Genomic DNA, 20,595 nt, shown 5'->3' with positions numbered 1-20,595 from the left:
CATGGTTCACGCAGGCCGCGCAGCCTTAGTATAGGCGTCACCGGGCTACAATCGACTGCATGAAAATGCGGAAGAAATCGGCATTGCCGACAAAGTCATGCGCCCATTGCGGACTACCGTTTACCTGGCGCAAGAAGTGGGAGCGTGACTGGGAACACGTCAAGTATTGTTCCGAACGCTGCCGGCGCGCGGGAGCACCTGCGGGACAAGTGCGCAACCCGGGCAGCGCACAGGATCCGGGCTGACTGCCTGGGCCGTTTTCCCTCAGGCCTGCGGCGCTGCTGGAGCCTCGCGCAGCATGCGCCGGATCGTCACTAGGTTCACGCAGGCGATTACCAGCTCCAGCGCGGTGCCGCCGACCGAGCCGGCAATCACGTTATTCACGATCCACAGCACGGTCCCGCACAGCATGGCGAAGCGCATGCGTACGCCTTCCATCAGGAACAGGGCCAGCGTGCCGATGCAGGAGGCGCCCAGCGGCAGCCAGTCGCTGGGGCGGGTGGCGAAGTGCCAGCCAAGGCCCAGGTTGGCCATGACGACGAAAAAGGCTACCCACTTCGAGCGGGTATATAGCGCCAGGACCGAGCGCAGCAGCGACATGGTCGAGCTGGCGACGGCGGTCGGCCTGCCCAGCAAGGTGAAATGGATGATGTAGGCAAGGCATTCGGCCGCCATGAACAGCTTGAAGCGGCGGTCGTCTTTCTGGGCAAAGGAAGCGACGCCGAGCACGAACGCCGCATAGCCGACGCACTGCGCCGGGGAGAACCAGTCGATGGCCATCGAAGCACCGGCCATGGACCGGGTAAAAAGAAAGGATTATAGGCTCAGGCCTTCTTCAGCGCCTCGGCCTTGTGCGCCGCCTCGGCGCCCGTCTTGTCGCTGACCACCAGGTATTCCGGGTGCTCGCGCGATGCCGCGACGTGGTGGCCCTTGATGTCGGTCGGGGACGTCAGTTTCTTCTTGACCGTACCATGCACCGTGCCTTGCGACGATTCCCATTGCACCTTGTCGCCTGCCTTGAACGTGTTTGCCATGCTGCCCTCCTCGGATTGAAGGCCATGCTTGTCCCGGAAACGTACCACATCAGGACAAGATGAACCGGGATCCGTATTGGAACACGGATCCCCGCTTCACTTCGCACGCGAGAACGGCGCTGCGGCTCAGGCCTTGCCCGGCAGCGGCAAGCCCTCCGCCAGCGCCAGCCTTTCCATGGCCGTTTCCAGCACCATGCGCGCGCGGCCCGAGGCCAGCTCGAGTTCGCGGTGCAGGCGTGCGTCTTCCTGGTTGCGCGCGGCGCACTGGGCGCTGTAGCGCTCGAAGCTGCCGACCATCATGAGGATGTCGGACAGGTGGCGCGGGCATTCGCAGGACAGGCGATTACCGGCGGCCGTGATGGCCGCCAGCGCCTGGTCGTCGAAGCGGCGCGGGGCCACCGCTTCTACCTGGGAGTCGGACGCGGGCAGGCCCTGCCCGGCCAGTGCGGAACGGCACAGGGACACCAGTTCGCCGATCTCGGCCGGCACGCGCGCCACCAGGCAGCCCTGGGCGCGCAGCGCGCGGATGGTGGCGCTGCCGCAGAAGCGGTACAGCACCACGGTCGCCGCCGGCTTCAGGATGTCGCGCGCCGCCGCGATCTGGGCGACGGCAGCGTCCTCGAGCTCCGAGGCTTCGATCAGCAGCACATCCAGGGCCATGCCGTCCGCCAGCGAGCCCACCTGCTCGAGGCGGGCGCAGTGGCGCTGCACCTGCAGGGCGCGGCCGTCGCGGCCGCTGGCGGCAATGCGGCGCACCAGGCTGTCGCCGACCACCAGCACCCGCATTGGCCCGCTGACCTGGCTCACGCGATCGGCATCCGGCGCCAGCATCTCTTCCAGGCGTTCGACCGGCAGGCCGGTCAGGACACCGATCGGGTGTCCCAGGTCAACCAGCTGCTTGAGCAGGCCGAGGCGGCGCACCTGTTCGGCCGTGTACAGCCGCTGTCCGTGGGCCGAACGCTGGGTGTCCGACAGCGCATAGCGGCGCTCCCAGACGCGCAGTGTTTCCACGGGCAAGCCCGCCAGGCGTGCAGCGACCCCGCTGCGGTAGGTAACTTCGCGGGCTTCGCCCCGCTGCTCGTCCATTCTATCGTTCATTTGACCCGCCGTTGAACCAGGTTATTCGGTAGTTGTCCCGCTACAATTGCGAGACAACACAGTGTAACTCAAAATCGTCAAAGACAGCTGTTCAATAGCGAGGCAAAACGGATTACCAGGTGAAGTCGTCCGGAATCTTGAAGTCGGCGTAGGGATCGTCGGCGTCGACCTCGTTGCTGGCCTGCTTCACCTGGATGACGCTGTCCGGATCGCGCTCGGCGATCTTCTCGCCAATCACCTTCGGCACCAGTTCATAGTTCCCATTCAGGAACACGATTACCAGCCGTCCCGACACCAGGTGCTGCTGCACCTGCTCGGACACGTAGATGCGTTCGATCTTGCTGCCGTGGGTGAAGTTGTAGGCGATCTCGCCTTTTCCATTCTTCGCACGCGGTTGGCGGTTCTGCTGCACCAGCTGGGCGATCTGCGCCTTGACCGCCTTCTGGGCGGCGGCGGCATCGCGCTGGGCATTCAGTTCGCGCGCCCGCTCGGCATTCTGGCGCTGCATCTCCAGCGCCGCCTCGCGCGCTTCGTTCACCGACTCGGTGCCGGTGCGGCGCTCGATCTTTTTCTGCTTGCTCTTGTCCTGGTTGACCTTCTGGACCTTCTTCTTGTCCACCAGGCCGGCTTTCAGCAACTGCTCCTGCAGCGAGACCATCGTTCTACTCCTTGGTTGCATGGGATGGCCGGCAGCACGCTGCCGCCGGCGAAGCCGCCAGCATAGCAAACGGCGGCGCTGCCGAATACGGCCACGCCCTGTATGCATGTGTTGCGCCGTCTGAACATATTTCGCCATGACATCGAATTTGACCGCATAATCGCTGTAATAACAGCAATCCCGTCACGCAATGTCTTGTCGTTTTGCTCCACCCGCGCCGGCCCCCTGCCCTGCCATCGCTCCATGACCGTCAAAGCGCCTTCCCGCGTCTCGCGCCTGTACGAAGTCATGGACCTGATGCTCGATTCGGTGGGCGACCCGCTTGCCCTCGACAGCCTGGCCGCTTCGGCCAGTTATTCCAGTTACCATTTCGACCGCATCTTCCGCGAGCTGACCGGCTTCTCGGCGGTCGAATACCAGCGCAAGCGGCGCCTGCGCCGCGCCGCGCACCAGCTGCGCCACGAACCCGACGTGCCGATCGTGCGCATCGCCCAGGACTGCGGCTTCCCGTCCAACGCGGCCTTCGCCAAGGCCTTCAAGCAGCAGTTCGCGATGTCGGCCAAGGCCTGGCGCGAAGGCGGCTGGCGCACCTACATGGACCAGCAGGTCGGACGCGAGAGCGACGTCAGCTTCTTCGTGGCCGAGCCCTCGAACCTGGACGTCATCCTCGCCCCCTACTGCCCGCCCGAACCGGGCAGCATCGCGGCCCGCATCGAGCTGCGCCAGCTGCCGCCGGTGCTGCTGCGCTACCAGCGTTTCTTCGGCCAGTCCGGGGCCGCGCTCTCGATCGCCTGCAACACCTTCATCTGCGAACGCGAGCGCCTGGATGGCATCGCCCACGGCGCGCCCTGGTACGGGGTGTTCGACGAAGACCCCGGCTTCACCGGCGAAAGCGAATACTGCTACGACTTCGGGCATACCGGCGAAGCGCAGGATGGCAGCCTGGGCGTGCGCGTGCTCCCGGCCGGCACCTATGCCTGCCTGGAATTCCGCCACGAATGGCCGCGCTTCCGCTCGATGTACGAGGACTGGCTCGACAAGCAGTCGACCTGGCGCTTCGACAGCACGCGCCCGCACATCCAGAAGGTCGAGCGCGACTGCGCGGGCAAGTGGCGCGGCCTGCTGGCGCTGCCGATCAAGAAGCGCTGACGCCCTTGTCCGGCGCGTGGCGCCACACGAAGCGGCTCAGCACCAGCACCGGCAGCGCGGCCACCAGCACCCACAGGAAGAAATCGCGATAGCCCAGCGCCCCCTGGATGTCGCCGCTGACCATCTTGAACAGCACGAAGCCGAGCTGCATGAAGCCGCTGCCGAGCGCATAGTGGGCGGTCTGATAGGGCCCGGGCGCCACCACCTGCATGATGAACAGGATCATCCCGACGAAGCCGAAGCCGTAGCCGAACATCTCCACGCCCAGGCTAGATGCGATCACACCCAGCGATTCCGGCTGCGCCACGCTGAGATACCAGAACACGGCGTTCGGCAGGTTCATCGCGACGATCAGGAAAGGCATGGCGCGGCGCAGGCCCAGGGCCGCCGTAAAGTAACCGCCGGCGATGCTGCCGGCCAGGAAGGCGATGGTGCCGGCGGTGCCGTACACCGCACCCACCTGCGCCGTGCTCAAGCCCAGGCCGCCGACTTCGCGGGCGTCGCGCAGGAACAGCGGGCCGATGGTCTGGATCTGCCCTTCCCCGGCGCGGAACAGGATGATGAACAGGATCGCCAGCCAGATGCCGGGCTTGGCGAAGAAGGCGCGGATCACGTCGACCAGGGTGCCGGCCACGCTGCGCACGCCCTCGCCACGGCGCGCGGTGCCCGGCGTATCGGGCAAGGCCCACAGGTGGTACAGGCCGAGGCCCGCCATCAGGACACCCAGCAGCCCGAACACCGTGGCCCATGCCGCCTTGGGGCCCATGCGGTCTTCCAGGTAACCGGCCAGCATCACCAGGCCGCCCATTGACACGAACTTGGCGGCATTGAAGAAGGCGCCCTGCCAGCCCGCGTAGGCGGCCTGCTGGCGCTCGCTCAGGCTGGCGATGTAGATGCCGTCGGCGCAGATGTCGTGCGTGCTCGAGGCCAGCGCCACGAGCGCGAACAGGCCAATCGAGACGGCGAACCAGCTTGACAGCTGCAGCGCCAGCGCCATCGCTGCCAGGGCGAAGCCGCCGGCCAGCTGGAAGCAGACCACCACGCCGCGCTTGCTGCGCGCCAGTTCCAGGAAGGGGCTCCACAGCGCCTTGAACACCCAGGCCAGGCCAAGCAGGCCGGTCCAGCGCGCGATCTGCTCGTTGGGTACGCCCAGCGACTTGTACATCAGGCCGGCCACCAGCGCCACCGCGTAGAACGGCAGGCCCTGGGCCAGGTAGAGGGTCGGCACCCAGGCCAGCGGATGGCGGGTGGCGGTCGGCAGCGCGGCGCGCGCCAGGTCGTTGATCGGGTTCATGCGGGTTCCACGTTCAGGGTAACGATTCTGCTTGCACGTCCGCGGGTGTCGAAGGTGGCCAGCTTGACCACCTGCGCGGCGTCCACCGGTACCGGCGCCACGTAGCGCGGGCTGCGCGCCGTGGGATCGAGCCCATCCAGAGTGTAATGCACGGCCAGGCCCGGCAGGGCGACATTCGCCTGCAGCAGCCTGCCCTGCAGGACGGCGCCGGGCGGCGGCAGGCGGTAGTCCCAGGGACGGCGCGCGCGGTCCAGGCGCGGCAGCTCGCGCTGGCCGAGGCGGTTGGCGAACTCGTTCCAGTCGCGCAGGGCCCAGGCGGCGCGGCGGTCCGGTTCGGGGATGTCCTGCCAGCCCGGATCGGGCGCCCAGGCGCGCTCGGCCAGTCCGATCAGGCGCGGCAGCGCCAGGTATTCGAGGCGGGCGCGCGAGCGCGCGTTCTCGCCCCACAGCTGGCCCTGCAGGCCGGCGATGCGCCCCCGTCCCGCCACGTCGAGCGGCTGCAGCGTGGTGGGTGCAAGCGAGCGGCCCATCGGATCGAGATCCGCCATGGCGCCCACGTCCAGCGGACAGAAGCCGAAGGCGTTGCGGGTGCCGACGAAACCGGCCCAGTAGTAGCCCGGCTCCTGCGGGTGCTTGGCATAGGCCAGGTCGAAGTACAGGTTGGCGGCGTTCGACAGCACCACGTCGTAGCCGGCATTGGCCAGGCGGTAGGCGCAGTCTTCCTGGCCCGAGCCCCAGGCGTTGTTCCAGACGTAGACGTGGAAGTCGGGACCGGCGAAGCGCGGATTGGGCAGCAGGCGCTCGCCCTCGCGCACCAGCGCGGTTTCGTCCCAGCCCGCGAATTCCACGCCATGGCGCGCCAGGATCGCGCGGCAGCGCTCGAGGAAGTCGTCGTGCAGCTGCTGCACGCTGCTCCAGCCCCGTTCCTCCATCAGCGCGCGGCAGCGCGGCGAACCGAGCCAGGCGCCCGGGGGCACTTCGTCGCCGCCGGTGTGGATCACGCGCAGCGGCACGCCGGCTTCGCGGTACAGCATGCACACTTCGCCCACCACGGTGTCGATGAAGCGGTCGACGGAGGGCAGCGCGATGCAGATCACGTTGTCGTGCCACAGCTGCACCGATTCGTAGCTGGAGGCGTCGTCCGGATCGCTCAGCAGGTATTCCTCCGCCGCTTCGTGTTCACCAGCTTGCACCAGGCGGCGGTGGCGCGCGCGCATCGCGGTGACGGCGGCGCGCGCGTGGCCGGGCATGTTGAATTCCGGGATCACCTCGATGTGGCGCGCGTGCGCATGGCGCAGGATGGTGATGAATTCCGAGGCCGTATAAAACCCGCTGCCGGCGGAAGCCTCGGGGTCGGCGCCCGAGCCGAAGGAAGGCGGCAGGCAGGGGCTGCCATCAAGCGACACGCCGCGCCGCGCGCCGACCGCGGTCAGTTCCGGCAGCGCGCCGATCGCCAGGCGCCAGCCTTCGTCGTCGGTCAGGTGGAAATGGAAGCGATTCAGCTTGTAACTCGCCATGCAGTCGAGCAGGCGCAGCACCGTGGTGACGCCCGCGAAGTGGCGCGCCACGTCGAGCATCATGCCGCGGTAGCCGAAGCGCGGTGCGTCCACCACCCGTCCGGCGGGCAGCTCGCCGTTTGGCCCCAGCAGCTGCACCAGGCTCTGGATGCCGTTGAAGACACCGTGCGGGCTGGCGCCGCGGATGCGCACCCGGCCCGGCTCGATCTCGAGGCAATAGGCCTCGAGCGGTACGTTGGTGGTGACTTCGTCGACCGGCCCGATTTCGAGGCAGATGTCGCCCGATCCGCCCGGCACCACGCCGGGCAAAACGCCCAGCATCGAGGCCAGCAGCGAGGCTTCGTTCCACAGCGTGCGGTCGTAGCTGAGCGGCGCGTGGCGCGACAACAGGCAGTGGCGGCCGTCGAAACGGGCCGATTGCGGGCGCGGCGTGATGCGGCCGACCGCGCTCTCGGGCAGCAGGTGGAGCACCGCATTTTGCTCGAAGCGCCAGGCCGCGTCGGCGGTCGGCAGCAGGTCGCCGCGCATGCGGTGGCGCTGCTCGGGGCGGGCAAAGGGCGCGATTTCCGGGTCGCCCAGGTCGATAGGCTGTCCGCCGTCGCCGGGCAGCAGGTAAAAGCCCAGCGGCGCGTCGGTGATGCTGATCGCCCAGTGCAGGGCTTCGTATTCCACCGTGTGGCTGACGCCCGGCTCCCAGGCGTCAGCAGCCGGCATGGTCAGGCGGAACAGGTCGCCGTTCAGGTGCTCGATCGCGTAGCCGGGGCTGACGCTGTCGGCGATCACCTTGCGGCAGGTGTTGAAGCAGATCGCCCAGCCGGGCGCGATTGCCTCGTTGGAATCGTTGCGCAGCGTGAGGCGCGCCGTGAACGCGTCGTCGCGCGTGTAGTTGCTCAGGCATTCCCAGGCGATGGCAATCGCCGGGCCGCCTGGCGTCCGGTCCGTGGTCGGGATCATGTGAGGGTTCCGCTGCGGGGATGGCGCAGGCCATCCCCGGTGTTGCTGTTACAGCCGCATTACAGCTTGCCGCGCAGGCCGATGTAGAAGGTACGGCCGTTCGAGTAGAACGCGCGCGGGCGGTCCTCGTTCTCGGCGTACATCTTGATCGTCTCGTTGGTGAGGTTGAGCGCGTCGAAGGTCAGGGTCAGCTGCTCGGTGAGCTTGATGTTGAGCGAGGCCGCCAGCGAGGGCATGCTGTCCACGTGCTGGCTGGCGCCGCGGTCCACGCCGGCCTTGTACTTGGAACGGTAGTTGTAGGCCAGGCGCGCCGAGAAGCGATCGTTCTCGAAGTAACCGGTGACGTTCCAGGTGTTCTTCGAGGAGTTCAGCAGCTCGCCGCCGTCATCCAGCTCGCCGTCGGCATGGGTGTAGTTGACCAGGGTGCCGAAGTTGTTCCACAGCGGCTGCTGCCAGCTCAGTTCGATCCCCTTGTTGGTGCCGGTGGTGTTGTACGGCGAGGTGATCTGGTACTGGGTCTGGGTGTTGCGCTTGTTGTTGAAGTAGGTCCCGGTCGAGGTACCCTGGGCCACGATCGAGCGGAAGTCCATGTAGAAGAAGCCCGCCGACAGCAGCGCCTTGGGCGCGTAGTACCACTCCATGCCGAGGTCGAAGTTGGTGGCGCGCACCGGGTCGAGGTTGACGTTGCCGCCGTTGCCGCTCAGGGCGTCGTCGTTGAGCGAGACCGAGCCGCCCAGCGCCGAATAGTCCGGACGGGCGATGGTCTTGGCCAGCGCGGTGCGCAGCAGCAGGTCCGGCGACACCTCGAACTTCAGGTTGGCGCTCGGCAGGTAGTCACGGTAGGTGCGCTTGAAGGTGGTCGGGGTGTAGGGACCGAAGGCCGAGCCGGTGACCGGGCTCGGGCCACCCGGCAGGTTGACCACCGTGGTCTGGCGCGTTTCGATGGCGCGCAGGCCGACGTTGCCGCTCCAGCTGCCGCTGCCGAATTCCGCCATCGCATACAGGGCGGCGGTCTTCTCGCCGACTTGGAACTCGTTGGTCCAGTTGTGGCGCAGGGTGTAGTCGAGCAGGCGGTTGCCCGGGACCGCGCCCCAGGCGCCGAGCGCAGCGCCGTTGTACTTGAAGTAGTTGTTCAAGATGTTGCCGCCCAGGTCCTTGCCGAAGTCGGACGGATACATCTGGCCATTCCAGGCGGGGCCGGGCGCGGTGAAGCCGTTCGGGCCCGGACGGGTTTCCAGCGGATGTTCCGCAGTTCGGCTATGGTCGGTCCAGCGTGCGCCGAAGCGGATCGCCGATACGCTGGCGTCCTGCAGGCGCCATTCGCCGTCGATTTGAGCGTATTTCTCCTTGTCGACCGACTGCGACTCGCCGCCGCCGGCCCAGGCGGTGCTGCCCGGCGACGCCGTGTTCCCGCCCGGGTAGCTGACCGAGGCCGGGGACAGGCCGTTCAGGGCATAGACCATGCCGCCATCCACGTTGTTCTGGTAGTAGACGTCGTCGCGGTCCCAGCCCACGCCATAGGTCTTGCCGACCTTGCCCGAGATGCTCAGCCGGTCGTTGATGCGGGTCTTGCCGTTCAGGTCCAGGTACCAGGCTTCGCCGCCGGCGTCCGGACGGTAGATGTTGTCGACTTCGCCCGCGTTGCGGGTAAAGGCGGCGCCGACCAGGGTGCCGTTCCTGACGACCGGGTTGGCCGGGATCAGGTTCATGCTGTTGATCGAGTTGGCCGGCGCGGCCAGCCAGTTGGTGTTCTGGTGCGGCGCGTCGAGCTTGGAATAGAAGCCGTTCAGGTCGATGCTGGTGCCGCGCTGCGGACGGAATTCCAGGTCAAAAGCGCCGCCCTGGCGCTTCTTCTCCTGCTCGAACAGGGCCGCGCCGATGAAGGTCGGGACCACCACGCCGCGCAGGGCCGGATTGGCGACAGCCGCCGCGCTGGTGGCGCTGATCGGGGTATAGCCGAGGATCTCCTGGCCGTCGCGGCGCACCGCGGCTTTTTCGGAGAAGGCCTGCACCAGCAGGCCCACGGTGCTCTCGGCGTTCTTCCAGCTCACCAGGCCGGACAGGTGTGGCTTGGTTTTATCCGACAGGTCGTTGTAGTTGGCCTGGACCGAGCCTTCCACCGTCAGCTGGTTGCGGAAGTCGAGCGGACGGCGGGTGATGACGTTGATGGCGCCGGAGACGCCGCCTTCGACCAGGTCGGCGGTCGGGCTCTTCTGCACCACGATCGAACCCACCAGTTCCGAAGGCAGCAGCGAGAAGCTGCTGGAACGGCCGACGTTGCCGCCGATCTGGTTCAGCACGAACCAGTCGCCGGTACTGATGGCGTGGCCGTTGAACAGGGTCTGCTGCAGGCTGGGGCTGGTGCCGCGCAGGCTGACGCGGTCGTTCTCGCCGAAGCCGCCCTCGCCGCCGGCCGAGGATTGGGTGTTCACGCCCGGCAGGCGCTGGATCGCGTCGGCCACGTTCTTGTCCGGCATCTTGCCGATGTCTTCCGCGGTCACGACTTCGACCACCGCGTCGGCGTTGCGCTTCTGGCGCAGCGACTGTTCGAGGGCGGCGCGCACGCCGGTCACCACCACGGTCTGGGTTTCCACCGGTTCCTGCGCCTGTGCCTGCGCTGCCATGCCCATCACGAATACCGTCACTGCGCCCGCGATCGCGGTGCGCCTGTACTGCTGCCGTGCCATCTTCTCGTTCATGTTCTCTCCCAAAACTGTGTGGTGATTCCGCGACTGGCCGGAACCGCGTCTCTTTCACTTCAGCCTTCCGGTCTCGAATGGGTGTGGACGTTCGGGCGTCTCTCGTGTGGGAGGCATTGTGGAGTGATCTTTTAGGCCATGTTTGTCAAATCTTGCTATGCCGAACAGAATTTCATCGTCCTGTCACACCGGTATGGCAGGGGCGGCAATGCCGCCGGCAGCTGTCGAATACTTTTACATATTTATAACTGTTTCTAATAGGAAATGCGTCATTTGTCAGAAAAATCAAGGACTTATGTTTCTGGCACGATCCGTGCTATTACACTTTGAACGGGGTGTACTGGCCCTTTCTCTACAACGCACGGAGGCGATACATGATCAAGAAGTTGATGCTTGCCCTGGCTTTCGCGTCGGCGATGGGCGGGGCGCAGGCGGCAGTCCTGCTGTCGGAAGATTTCGAAGATGTCAGCGCACTGCCGGGACAGGGCTGGGTGTTGAACAACGCCAGCACGCCACCGGGCGTCGCGCCGGGCTGGGTACAGGGCAACCCGGATGTGTTCCCGGCCCAGCGCTTCCCGGATGAACCGGCAAATGCCTACATCGCATCCAGTTTCGAAAGCGCCGCACCGGGCGGCCAGCTGAACGACCAGCTGTTCACGCCCCTGTTCTCGCTCGAAAACGGCGCCATCGCTACCTTCTGGCTGCGCGGCGCGCCCGAGGTAGAGTTCAACGACATCGTCATCTACGGCTACACGGAAGGCTCGACCGATCCGGCCGACTTCATCGAGTCGATGACGGTGACCGCGCCCAAGGACGGCTGGCGGATGTACACCCTGACGATCAATCCAATGGAGGGCATCTCGGGCCGCCTCGGCTTCGTCCATACCGGTGCGGAAGCGAGCTCGAACTACGTCGGCCTCGACACCCTGCGCGTGAACACCCTGCGCGAGCCCACCGGCGTGCCGGAACCGGCATCGCTGCTGATCTTCGGCCTCGGCATGGCCGGCCTGGCCGCGGCGCGCCGCCGCCACTGATCCACCGGCAGGCCGCGCCTCAAGCGGCCTGCACCAGGGGCACGCGCGCCAGCGCGGCCTTCAGCGCCGCGAAGCAGTCCGGGTCGAGCGCGCTGCCGACCGTCTTTTCCATCATGCCGAGTGCCTGCTCCACCGGGATCGCCCCGCGATAGGGGCGCTCGGCCGTGATCGCGTCGAAAATGTCCGCAGTGGTGATGATGCGGGTCTCGATGCCGATGGCCTCGGCGCACAGCCCGCGCGGATAGCCGGTGCCGTCGAGGCGCTCGTGGTGGGCGCCGGCGATCGTCGCCAGTTCGGCAAAGGCCTGGATCCGGCCCAGGATGGTTTCCGTATACTGCGCATGCAGGCGCACCGCCTCCCACTCCTCGCGGTCGAGCGATCCTGCCTTGTCCAGCACGCTGTTGCTGACGCCGAGCTTGCCGACGTCGTGCAGCAGCGCGCCGCGCTTGAGCCAGCGGCGGCGCGCGGCGGACAGGCCGAGCGACTCCGCGATCATGTCGGTATACAGCGCCACCCGCGCACTGTGCCCGCTGGTGTACGGGCTCTTGGCATCGACCACCTGGCCGAAGGCTGCCGCGATGTCGTCGAGGTAGTCGTCGTCCAGCGCCACCTCGCAGCCGGCCGGTTCCAGCGCGAACACGGCCTGGTCGACGCCGGGCGCGGCCAGCACCCGCCAGAATTCCGGATCCGCCGCCACTTCTTCGAAGGCGCGCACCAGGCGCGGGTCGAACCAGCTGCCGGCGCGCTCGCGCACTTCGCGCAGCGCGCTGTCGCATCCCGCGGCCGTGTGGAACACGTCGACCACCTGGGCCAGCAGGGCAATGCGGGCGTACACCGGGATGCTTTCGCCGGCCAGGCGGTCGGGCTTGCCCTTGCCGTCGTAGTGCTCGTCGAGGGCATAGATGCCGGCCGCCACGCCGACCGGAAAACGCAGCAGGCGCGCGATCTCGGCGCCGCGCTGGCAACGGGTGGCGATCAGGTCCTGGGCGATCGCGGGGCCGTCGCGCAGGATCGTCATCACGCTGCGAAAGCGCTCGGCCAGGCCGGCCTTCAGGCCGGTGTGGGTCAGCACGAAGGACAGCACCTGCGGCAGGCTGTCGCCCACCAGCTTGAAGTCGCGCTTGAAGTCCAGGTCATCGGTCAGGTACAGCTCGCAGATGCGCGCCGCATTGCTGCTGCAGCCCAGGTCCTTGAGCAGCAGCGTGTAGTAGAGCTCCCACAGCTGCTCGTCCGCCAGGCCGGCGGCGCGGCCCACGTGCATGCCGATCCAGCAGGCGCGCATGCAATGCCCGGGCGGCTGGCCTTCGGTGATGTCGAGCGCATAGCTCAGTGCGCCGATGAGTTCGGAGAGTTTCATGGCGCTCGGGGCGCGCACTTCGGGCGGAAGGACATGATCCATGATTGTTCCCATCGGCAATTTAAATTGATTCTACGCCACATCTTCATCTTTGCAAGATGAAACTGACGGCTTTGCCGGGCGCTGCGGCGCGCCCGCGACAGCCGCTTGCCTGCCATCGTGCTCCAGCCTTTCGCGCCTCCACGTAGACTGTCCCGACTCCGATGGACGCGCGCCGCCAGCCGCGGTGCCCCTGTACTGAAAGGATGCGACATGACTGCTTCCAGCAATGGCACTTCGGTCTCGGTCTGGATGGACACCGCCAGCCTGCCCACCTACGCACCCCTGCCCGGCGACCTCGATACCGAGGTCTGCGTGATCGGCGCCGGCATCGCCGGACTCACCACGGCCTACCTGATGGCGAAGGAAGGCCGCCGCGTCACGGTCATCGACGCGCTTGGCGTCGGCGCCGGCGAGACCGGCCGCACCACCGCCCACCTGTTCCCGCCCGACGAGTGGTACACCTTCATCGAAGACAAGTTCGGCGCCGCCAGCGCGCGCCTGGTGGCGGACAGCTACGCGCGCGCGATCGAGCTGGTCGAATCGATCGCCAAGGAGATCGCAGCCGTCGATGGCATCGACTGCGAATTCGAGCGCCTCGATGGCTACCTGTACGCCCTCCCCGGAAACGGCTTCCAGGACCTCGAGAAGGAATACGTGAGCGCCCGCCGTGCCGGCGTCGCGGTGGAACTGCTGCCCGGCGTGCCCGGCCTGCCCTTCGACAGCGGGCCGGCGGTGCGCTATGCGAACCAGGCGCAGTTTCATCCACTGAAGTACCTGGCCGGGCTGGCGCGCGCCATCGAACGCCACGGCGGCAAGATCCATGGCGGCACCCACGCGCACCGCCTGCGCGGCAACCAGCAGCAGCAGACGGTGTCCACCGACCACGGCGAGATCCGCGCCCGCCACGTGGTGCTGGCCACCCACACGCCCTTCAACGACCGCGTCGTCATGCACACCAAGCAGGCCGGCTACCGCACCTACGTGGTCGGCCTGCGGGTAGCACGCGGTTCGCTGCCGCGCATCCTGCTGTGGGACACCGGCGACCCGTACTACTACGTGCGCCTGGAAACGCCCGATCCTTCCATGGACCACGACATCCTGGTGGTCGGCGGCGCCGACCACAAGACCGGCCAGGACGACCATCCCGAGCACCGCTACGACGAGATCGAGCGCTGGACCCGCGAGCACTTCCCGATGGCCGGCGCGGTTGCCTACCGCTGGTCGGGCGAAGTGATGGAGCCGTCCGACGGCCTGGCCTACCTCGGCCACAATCCGATGGACGACGATAACGTCTACCTGATCACCGGCGACTCCGGCAACGGCATGACCCACTGCACCATCGGCGCCATGCTGGTGACCGACCTGGCGGCGGGACGCCCCAATCCGTACAAGTCGCTGTACGATCCGTCGCGCAAGCCGATCCACGGGCTGGCCGATTTCGCCCACGAACAGGCCAACACCATGGCGCGCTACGGCGAATGGCTGACCGGCGGCGACGTCGATAGAGTAGAAGAGATCGCCGCCGGCGAAGGCGCGGTGGTACGCGACGGCCTGCGCAAGATCGCGGTCTACCGCGACGCCCAGGGCGGCCTGCATGCGGTCTCGGCCAAGTGCACCCACCTCGGCTGCGCCGTGCACTGGAACTCGGCCGAGCGTTCCTGGGATTGCCCCTGCCACGCCTCGCGTTTCGACATCGAGGGCAATGTGCTGCACGGTCCGGCGCCGGAGCCGCTCGAGAAGGTCGAGCTGGCCAACGACAACACCCCGCCGCGCGGCCCGCGCCCCGGCATGCGGGGACGCAGCGCGCGCTGATGCCGTTCAGTTAAGGGGCATTATTTTCCCACCAACGTTCCTCGGGAAGCGTTGTATTTGCCACGCAGAAAATAATCGATCTGTCATGCAAATGACATGCAATCGTGGACATGCTGCGTGGAAACAGGATACTCGTCAATACGTACCGGCCGACATGCTGGTACGTGCGTGCGCCTGCACGCGCCTTTGACAATACAAGAGACGAGAATAATCCCATGAAGCTCGAGAAAATGAAGATCCGCAGCCTGCTGGCGCTGGGCTTCGGCGCCGTGCTGGCGCTGATGCTGGTGCTGGCCGCCCTGGCCCTGTCCACCATGCACAGCGCGAACGAGATGACGAACGCGCTGACCCGTGATGGCATCCGTAAATCCAACCTCCTGCAGGAATGGAAATCGATGATCGAAGTCAACGGCGCACGCACCATCGCCGTCGCCAAGGCCACCGACCCGGCTGCCGAGCAGTTCTTCCTCGACGCGATCAGCAAATCGTCCGAGCGCACCAGCGCGCTGCAAAAGCAGGTCCAGGAAGCGATGGCGAACGACCCCGAAGGCAAGCGCTTGTTCGAGCAGATCGTGGCCAGCCGCGAAGCCTACCGCACGGCGCGCGCCGAAGCATTCCGCCAGAAGAAAGAAGGCCAGCTGGAATCGGCCGCGCGCTTCTTCGACACCGACATGATGCCCAAGGTGAACGGCTACGTGGCCAGCGTGGAAGCGATGGTCGCCTACCAGAAGCGCGCCGTGGCCGCCCAGGGCGACGCGATCGACGCCCACGTCGCCTTCAGCCGCAACCTCTTGATCACCCTGAGCGTAGCCGCTGTCATCACCGGGATCGCCTTTGGCTGGCTGATCATGCGCGCCGTGAGCCTGCCCCTGCAGCGCGCACTCGATGTCGCGCGCACCGTGGCATCGGGCGACCTGAGCACCCGTATCGAGGCCGAGGCCTGCAACGAGACCGGCCAGCTGATGGTGGCGCTGAAGGATATGCGCGACAGCCTGCACGGCATCGTCAGGCAGGTGCGGCGCGGCACCGATACCATTGCGGCAGCCTCGCAGGAAATTTCGGGCGGCAACCTCGAACTTTCGGCGCGCACCGAAGAACAGGCCAGCTCGCTGGAAGAAACCGCAGCGTCGATGGAAGAACTGACGGCCACCGTCCGCCAGAACGCCGAGAACGCGCAGCAGGCCAATGCCCTGGCGCGCAGCGCTTCGGGCAGCGCAGCGCGCGGCGGCGACACGGTGGGCGACGTGGTGCGCACCATGGCCGACATCAGCGTCGCCTCGCAGAAGATCGGCGAGATCGTCGGCGTCATCGACGGCATCGCCTTCCAGACCAACATCCTGGCGCTGAACGCCGCGGTCGAAGCCGCGCGCGCCGGCGAACAGGGTCGCGGCTTCGCCGTGGTGGCGTCGGAAGTGCGGGCATTGGCGCAGCGTTCGGCCACCGCGGCAAAAGAAATCAAGACCCTGATCGGCGATTCCGCCGGCAAGGTCGAGGAAGGCGGCCGCCTGGTCGCGCAGGCCGGCAGCACCATGGAAGAAATCGTGGCCGGCATCGCCGGCGTATCGGCCATCATGGCCGAGATCGCAGCGGCCAGCGGCGAACAGTCGCTCGGCATCGAGCAGGTGAACCAGGCCGTGACGCAGATGGACCAGGTCACCCAGGAGAATGCGGCGCTGGTCGAGGAAGCGGCAGCAGCCTCCGACGCGCTGCGCGAACAGGCGCAGGCCCTGTCGCAGCTGGTGGCGACCTTCCGCCTCGACGAGCGCGAGGAAGCGGCTGCAGCCGCCGCGCCGCGCCGCGCACCGTCGCTGCGCCCCGCCCTCGCCGCCTGAGCGGCGTAAACGACAACACCAGCCCGCAGGCTGGTGCCGCATGCGGCCACCCGGGCCGCATCAAGCGGGAATCAGCGCAGGATTGCGCGGATCAGTAGCCGCGGCCGGTGGTGCCGCCGCCGGTACCGCCGCTGGTGGTGCTGGAACCGGTGGTGCCGGTGGTGCCGCCAGTGCCGCTGGTGCTGCTCGAGCCGCTGGTGCCGGTGCCGGTGCCGGTGGTGCCGGTGGTGCCGGTGGTGCCCGAAGTACCGGTAGTGCCGCTACGACCGGTGGCGTCCATGGTGCCGGTCGAGCCGCTGGTGCCCATGGTGCCGGTGGCGCCGCTGCCGGTGGTGCCGGTACCCATCGAGCCAGTGCTGCCCGAGGTGGTGCCGGTGCCCATCGAACCGCTGGTGCCGGTGCCCATCGAGCCGCTGGTTCCGGTGCCGCTGGTGCCCGACGAACCGCTGGTACCCATCGAGCCGCTCGAACCCGACGAACCGCTGGTACCCATCGAGCCGCTCGAACCCGACGAACCGCTGGTCGAGCTACGGGTTTCTGGCTCGCTCGAACGGCCGGTGCTGGTGCGGCCGGCTTCCACGCCCGAACCGCTGGTGCCCATCGCGCCGCTGGAGCCGCTCTGGCCGCTCATGCCGCTCGAACCACTCTGGCTGCTGCCCGAGTCCATCGAACCGCTCTGGCTCGAACCGGTGGAGCCGCTCTGGCTCGAACCGCTGCTCGAGTGCTTCTTCTTGCTGTGCTTCTTGTCCTGCTTCTGCGAGCTGCCGGTCGCGCTGGACGACGAGCTGCCGCTGCTCTGATCGTTCATGCTGCCGCTCTGGCTGCTGCCGCTGGTGGCGCCGGCGCTGGTGCCGGACTGGCCGGACTGGCCAGCGGTGCTGCTGGATTGTGCGTGAACGGTGGTGGCGCCGAACATGGCTGCAGCAACGGAGGCGCTCAGCAGGCCTTTCAGTAGCTTATTCATCTTCATGTCGATCTCCTCAAATTTGTCGTCGGGGCTAAGTGCTCAACAATATCAACAAGATATTGAATTTAGGTTTCCGAGTGTAGAGAGGCCGCATGGAGGGAGGCGCACGGTAGCCTCCCGGAAAAACTAAATCTACTTCAAGGCTGAGCTGGCACAGCCGCGGCAGCACCCGCCACTGCCTCCAGTCCGGCCGCCTGCGCCGACAGCGTGCCGAGCTGGGTGTAGAGCGCCAGCACGTTGCTGCTGTCGTCCGGGTAGACCCGGTTCGACAGGAACACATAGAAGGTGCGCGACTGCGGATCGATCCACAGGATGCAGCCGGTGAAACCGGTATGGCCGTAGCTGCCGACCGGGAACACGCTGCCGCGCGGACGCTGCGCATAGGGCGAATCGATATCCATGCCCATGCCGCGCAGGGCCAGGCCGGACGGCGATTGCACGGTGCTCAAGAGGCGCACGCTGTCGCGGCTCAGCAGGCGCACGCCATCGAGTTCGCCGCCCTGCACGAGCATGCGGCCGAAGCGCGCCACGTCGCCCACGGTCGAGAACACGCCGGCCGAGCCGCCGACGCCGCCCATGCGGCGCACGGTCGGGTCGTGCACCACGCCCTGCAGCAGTTGTCCGGGGCCGAGGTCGCCATGCAGGGCGGCGTCAGGCGCCGTGGCGGCGCCGCGCTGGGTCGGTGCGATGCGCGCCGCCGCCATGCGCGCCAGCGGCAGGTAGCCCGTGTCGCGCATGCCGAGCGGTGCGAAGATGCGCTCGTGCGCGAAACGCTCCTGCGGCATGCCGGAGACCTTCTCGACCAGCAGGCCGAGCAGGATGTAGTTGACGTCCGAGTAGCGGAAGAAGCTGCCCGGCGCGTGCGTCAGCGCCTGGCTGCAGGCCAGCCCGAGTGCCGCTTCCTTGCCCTGCCAGGCCGGTTTCGCCGGCAGGCCCGCCGGCAGCCCGGAAGAATGGGTCAGCAGCTGGCGCACCGTGATCGCTTCCTTGCCGCCGTTCGCGCATTCCGGCAAGTAGCGCGCCAGCGGCGCTTCCAGGTCGAGCTTGCCCTCCTCGGCCAGCAGCAGCACCGCGGGCGCGGTCGACAGCACCTTGGACAGCGATGCCGCATCGAACACGGTAGCCGGCGTGACGGCCGTCGCGCCTTCGTCATAGGTGAAGCGTCCATAGCCCTTTTCGTACACGACGCCGCCGCGCTCGAGGTGGAACACGGCGCCCGGCAGCCTGCGGGCGGCGATGTTGTCCTCGATCGCGCGGTCGAGCTCGGCCAGCCGTGCCGGATCCAGCCGGTCTTCAGCGCGCATCGCGCTCCCGGGCAGCTGGGCACAGCCGGCAGCCAGCAGTGCGGTGCAAAGGGTGGCGAGGGCGGTGCGGCGACATGGCAGGAAGGGGGAGCGGGACATGGTGGAGGCTGGCTTGATGATGCGCCCGATCATAAGGACGGGTCTGCCACCGGTCAAGCGTGGACAAGTTTTACCGACTAGCAATTTCCGGGCAGCGCCGCACGCGAAAAACCGGATCGGCGTAAGATAAATGGATGATTCCATTTTCCATACTCGACCTCGCGCCGATCACTGAAGGCAGCGATGCGGCAACTTCTTTCCAACGTTCACTCGACCTCGCCCAGCACGGCGAGCGCTGGGGCTACCAGCGTTTCTGGCTGGCCGAGCACCACGGCATGCCGGGCATCGCCAGCGCGGCAACCAGCGTGCTGATCGGCCACGTGGCGGCCGGCACCTCGACCATCCGGGTCGGCGCCGGCGGCATCATGCTGCCGAACCATTCCCCCTTGGTGATTGCGGAACAGTTCGGCACCCTCGCCTCGCTATTCCCGGGACGGATCGACCTCGGCCTGGGCCGCGCGCCGGGCTCGGACCACACCACCGCGCGCGCCCTGCGCCGCAACCTGGCCTCGGATGCCGATGAATTCCCGCAAGACGTCGTCGAGCTGATGGATTATTTCGCCGACTCGCCGCGCCGCCAGGTGCGCGCAGTGCCCGGCGCGGGCCTGGACGTGCCGGTGTGGATCCTCGGCTCCAGCCTGTTCGGCGCCCAGCTGGCGGCGGCGCTCGGCCTGCCCTATGCCTTCGCCTCGCACTTCGCGCCGCAGATGATGATGCAGGCGATCGAGATCTACCGCTCGACCTTCCGCCCCTCGAAACAGCTCGACAAGCCCTACGTGATGCTCGGCTTTAACGTGTTTGCCGCCGATACGGACGAGGAAGCGCAGCTGCTGGCAAGCTCGATGCAGCAGGCCTTCGTCAACCTGCGCACCGGCCGCCCGACCAAGCTGCAGCCGCCTAAACCCGGCTACCTGGAAAGCCTGGGCACGGCCGAGCGCATGATGCTGGACAGTGTGCTGTCCTGCACCGCGATCGGCTCGCCGGCCACGGTGGAAAGCCAGCTGCGCAGCTTCATCGCCCGCACCAAGCCGGACGAGCTGATGATCACCTCCCAGGTGTTCGACCACGCGGCGCGCCTGCGCGCCTACGAGATCACGGCCGAGATCAATCGCAAGGGCTGAGTCCCTCTACGCGTCGCCTGTGCCCGCCTGCAACATGTCGATGATGGCGCGGGTCGAGCGCACCCGGCCCATCTTCGGGAAGATGTGCTTGCAGGTAAAGTGGTGCGCCTCGGCCTCCATGCTCGTCATCGCATCTTCCGCGAACACCAGCGTGTAGTTGCGGTCGAACGCCGCGCGTGCCGTCGATTCGGCCCCGAAGTTGGTGGCGATGCCACCCAGCACCAAGGTATCGATGCGGCGCCGGCGCAGCAACTGGTCCAGTTCGGTACCGTAGAAGGCGCCCCACTGGCGCTTGGTGACCACGATGTCGGTCGCGTCCACACCGGCCATCTCGGCCAGTTCGGAACCGTCATACGGCGGCGCGGCGGCGCCGGGCGGGCGCATCGGGGCGTCGGCCAGCGGGGTGGGCAGTTCATTCAGCAGCACCCGCACGTACACTACCATCGCTCCGCGGCTGCGCATTTCCTGCGCCAGCAGCACGCAGCTGCCGACCGTCTGTTCGGCGCTGTAGGGCGCGAGTTCACGCTTGACGTTACTGTTCTGTAAATCGATCAGCACGAGCGCCGTGCGCGCCAGGTTCAAGGCTTGTTCGTTCATGGCGTCCTCCTGCGCGCAGTATTGTCC

At 67.1% G+C, this 20,595-nt stretch carries 17 protein-coding genes; 6 read left to right on the top strand and 11 right to left on the bottom strand.

What is annotated here, in order from left to right:
* Positions 1-59: 59 nt before the first annotated feature.
* Positions 60-245 carry a DUF2256 domain-containing protein gene (locus LK542_RS22295; protein WP_227813629.1) on the top strand — a complete coding sequence of 62 codons (186 nt, stop codon included), beginning with the start codon at positions 60-62 and terminating at the stop codon, positions 243-245.
* A 19-nt stretch (positions 246-264) separates the two neighbouring features.
* Here LK542_RS22295 and LK542_RS22290 read toward each other — a convergent pair whose 3' ends face one another.
* The 4 genes from LK542_RS22290 to LK542_RS22275 all read right to left on the bottom strand — a co-directional run bounded on the left by LK542_RS22290 (position 265) and on the right by LK542_RS22275 (position 2,790).
* Entirely contained in the window at positions 265-780 is a 516-nt protein-coding gene (locus LK542_RS22290) for a YgjV family protein (RefSeq protein ID WP_227813628.1), read from the bottom strand.
* A gap of 44 nt (positions 781-824) precedes the next feature.
* Positions 825-1,034, bottom strand: a complete 210-nt coding sequence (locus LK542_RS22285) for a DUF2945 domain-containing protein (RefSeq protein WP_227813627.1) — start codon at positions 1,032-1,034, stop codon at positions 825-827.
* 126 nt (positions 1,035-1,160) lie between these two features.
* Positions 1,161-2,132: a MerR family transcriptional regulator gene (locus LK542_RS22280; protein ID WP_227813626.1), complete on the bottom strand. Its 972-nt coding sequence runs from the start codon at positions 2,130-2,132 to the stop codon at positions 1,161-1,163.
* A 112-nt stretch (positions 2,133-2,244) separates the two neighbouring features.
* Positions 2,245-2,790 (bottom strand): DUF2058 domain-containing protein, encoded by a 546-nt coding sequence (locus LK542_RS22275; RefSeq protein WP_227802869.1) that lies wholly within the window; start codon positions 2,788-2,790, stop codon positions 2,245-2,247.
* A gap of 243 nt (positions 2,791-3,033) precedes the next feature.
* Here LK542_RS22275 and LK542_RS22270 point away from each other — a divergent pair, with 243 nt between their 5' ends.
* Positions 3,034-3,939, top strand: coding sequence for a helix-turn-helix domain-containing protein (locus LK542_RS22270; protein ID WP_227802868.1), 906 nt, complete (start codon positions 3,034-3,036; stop codon positions 3,937-3,939).
* Here the strand turns inward: LK542_RS22270 and LK542_RS22265 are convergent.
* Genes LK542_RS22265 through LK542_RS22255 form a run of 3 tightly spaced genes read right to left on the bottom strand, consistent with a single transcriptional unit; the run spans position 3,926 to position 10,403 of the window.
* Entirely contained in the window at positions 3,926-5,233 is a 1,308-nt protein-coding gene (locus LK542_RS22265) for an MFS transporter (RefSeq protein ID WP_227813625.1), read from the bottom strand. The genes LK542_RS22270 and LK542_RS22265 overlap by 14 nt on opposite strands.
* A complete protein-coding gene (locus LK542_RS22260) occupies positions 5,230-7,704 on the bottom strand; it encodes a family 20 glycosylhydrolase (RefSeq protein WP_227813624.1) in 2,475 nt (824 codons plus the stop codon). Before LK542_RS22260 ends, LK542_RS22265 begins: the two co-directional genes overlap by 4 nt.
* A gap of 59 nt (positions 7,705-7,763) precedes the next feature.
* Entirely contained in the window at positions 7,764-10,403 is a 2,640-nt protein-coding gene (locus LK542_RS22255) for a TonB-dependent receptor (RefSeq protein ID WP_227813623.1), read from the bottom strand.
* Positions 10,404-10,777: 374 nt separating this feature from the next.
* Here LK542_RS22255 and LK542_RS22250 point away from each other — a divergent pair, with 374 nt between their 5' ends.
* Positions 10,778-11,437: a choice-of-anchor J family PEP-CTERM protein gene (locus tag LK542_RS22250; protein WP_227813622.1), complete on the top strand. Its 660-nt coding sequence runs from the start codon at positions 10,778-10,780 to the stop codon at positions 11,435-11,437.
* A gap of 19 nt (positions 11,438-11,456) precedes the next feature.
* On the opposite strand, the gene LK542_RS22245 is transcribed toward LK542_RS22250, so the two are convergent.
* Positions 11,457-12,836 carry an HD-GYP domain-containing protein gene (locus tag LK542_RS22245; RefSeq protein WP_227813621.1) on the bottom strand — a complete coding sequence of 460 codons (1,380 nt, stop codon included), beginning with the start codon at positions 12,834-12,836 and terminating at the stop codon, positions 11,457-11,459.
* 210 nt (positions 12,837-13,046) lie between these two features.
* On the opposite strand from LK542_RS22245, the gene LK542_RS22240 reads away from it, so the two are divergent.
* Both LK542_RS22240 and LK542_RS24855 read left to right on the top strand, forming a co-directional pair.
* Positions 13,047-14,648, top strand: coding sequence for an FAD-dependent oxidoreductase (locus LK542_RS22240; protein WP_227813620.1), 1,602 nt, complete (start codon positions 13,047-13,049; stop codon positions 14,646-14,648).
* A 215-nt stretch (positions 14,649-14,863) separates the two neighbouring features.
* Positions 14,864-16,480: a methyl-accepting chemotaxis protein gene (locus LK542_RS24855; RefSeq protein ID WP_307728990.1), complete on the top strand. Its 1,617-nt coding sequence runs from the start codon at positions 14,864-14,866 to the stop codon at positions 16,478-16,480.
* 91 nt (positions 16,481-16,571) lie between these two features.
* Here the strand turns inward: LK542_RS24855 and LK542_RS22225 are convergent, their stop codons facing one another.
* On the bottom strand, positions 16,572-17,450 hold the full coding sequence (locus tag LK542_RS22225; RefSeq protein ID WP_227813619.1) for a hypothetical protein: 879 nt from the start codon (positions 17,448-17,450) through the stop codon (positions 16,572-16,574).
* Between the two features lie 134 nt (positions 17,451-17,584).
* Positions 17,585-18,850, bottom strand: a complete 1,266-nt coding sequence (locus LK542_RS22220; protein ID WP_227813618.1) for a serine hydrolase — start codon at positions 18,848-18,850, stop codon at positions 17,585-17,587.
* A 134-nt stretch (positions 18,851-18,984) separates the two neighbouring features.
* Here LK542_RS22220 and LK542_RS22215 point away from each other — a divergent pair, with 134 nt between their 5' ends.
* The gene (locus LK542_RS22215) at positions 18,985-19,971 is read left to right on the top strand and encodes an LLM class flavin-dependent oxidoreductase (RefSeq protein ID WP_227813617.1); all 987 of its coding nucleotides are present in this window, start codon (positions 18,985-18,987) and stop codon (positions 19,969-19,971) included.
* 6 nt (positions 19,972-19,977) lie between these two features.
* Here LK542_RS22215 and LK542_RS22210 read toward each other — a convergent pair whose 3' ends face one another.
* Positions 19,978-20,568, bottom strand: a complete 591-nt coding sequence (locus LK542_RS22210) for an isochorismatase family protein (protein WP_227813616.1) — start codon at positions 20,566-20,568, stop codon at positions 19,978-19,980.
* Positions 20,569-20,595: the final 27 nt, after the last annotated feature.

Source organism: Massilia sp. IC2-477 (assembly GCF_020707265.1).
Classification (GTDB): domain Bacteria; phylum Pseudomonadota; class Gammaproteobacteria; order Burkholderiales; family Burkholderiaceae_D; genus Telluria.
The sequence above is the reverse complement of the archived record's forward strand: the minus strand, read 5'-3'. Positions and strand labels throughout refer to the sequence as shown.

Coding starts and splice junctions, on each gene's coding strand:
- LK542_RS22295 (WP_227813629.1), top strand. CDS start 60: ATGAAAATGCGGAAGAAATCGGCATTGCCGACAAAGTCATGCGCCCAT.
- LK542_RS22290 (WP_227813628.1), bottom strand. CDS start 780: ATGGCCATCGACTGGTTCTCCCCGGCGCAGTGCGTCGGCTATGCGGCG.
- LK542_RS22285 (WP_227813627.1), bottom strand. CDS start 1,034: ATGGCAAACACGTTCAAGGCAGGCGACAAGGTGCAATGGGAATCGTCG.
- LK542_RS22280 (WP_227813626.1), bottom strand. CDS start 2,132: ATGAACGATAGAATGGACGAGCAGCGGGGCGAAGCCCGCGAAGTTACC.
- LK542_RS22275 (WP_227802869.1), bottom strand. CDS start 2,790: ATGGTCTCGCTGCAGGAGCAGTTGCTGAAAGCCGGCCTGGTGGACAAG.
- LK542_RS22270 (WP_227802868.1), top strand. CDS start 3,034: ATGACCGTCAAAGCGCCTTCCCGCGTCTCGCGCCTGTACGAAGTCATG.
- LK542_RS22265 (WP_227813625.1), bottom strand. CDS start 5,233: ATGAACCCGATCAACGACCTGGCGCGCGCCGCGCTGCCGACCGCCACC.
- LK542_RS22260 (WP_227813624.1), bottom strand. CDS start 7,704: ATGATCCCGACCACGGACCGGACGCCAGGCGGCCCGGCGATTGCCATC.
- LK542_RS22255 (WP_227813623.1), bottom strand. CDS start 10,403: ATGAACGAGAAGATGGCACGGCAGCAGTACAGGCGCACCGCGATCGCG.
- LK542_RS22250 (WP_227813622.1), top strand. CDS start 10,778: ATGATCAAGAAGTTGATGCTTGCCCTGGCTTTCGCGTCGGCGATGGGC.
- LK542_RS22245 (WP_227813621.1), bottom strand. CDS start 12,836: ATGGATCATGTCCTTCCGCCCGAAGTGCGCGCCCCGAGCGCCATGAAA.
- LK542_RS22240 (WP_227813620.1), top strand. CDS start 13,047: ATGACTGCTTCCAGCAATGGCACTTCGGTCTCGGTCTGGATGGACACC.
- LK542_RS24855 (WP_307728990.1), top strand. CDS start 14,864: ATGAAGCTCGAGAAAATGAAGATCCGCAGCCTGCTGGCGCTGGGCTTC.
- LK542_RS22225 (WP_227813619.1), bottom strand. CDS start 17,450: ATGAAGATGAATAAGCTACTGAAAGGCCTGCTGAGCGCCTCCGTTGCT.
- LK542_RS22220 (WP_227813618.1), bottom strand. CDS start 18,850: ATGTCCCGCTCCCCCTTCCTGCCATGTCGCCGCACCGCCCTCGCCACC.
- LK542_RS22215 (WP_227813617.1), top strand. CDS start 18,985: ATGATTCCATTTTCCATACTCGACCTCGCGCCGATCACTGAAGGCAGC.
- LK542_RS22210 (WP_227813616.1), bottom strand. CDS start 20,568: ATGAACGAACAAGCCTTGAACCTGGCGCGCACGGCGCTCGTGCTGATC.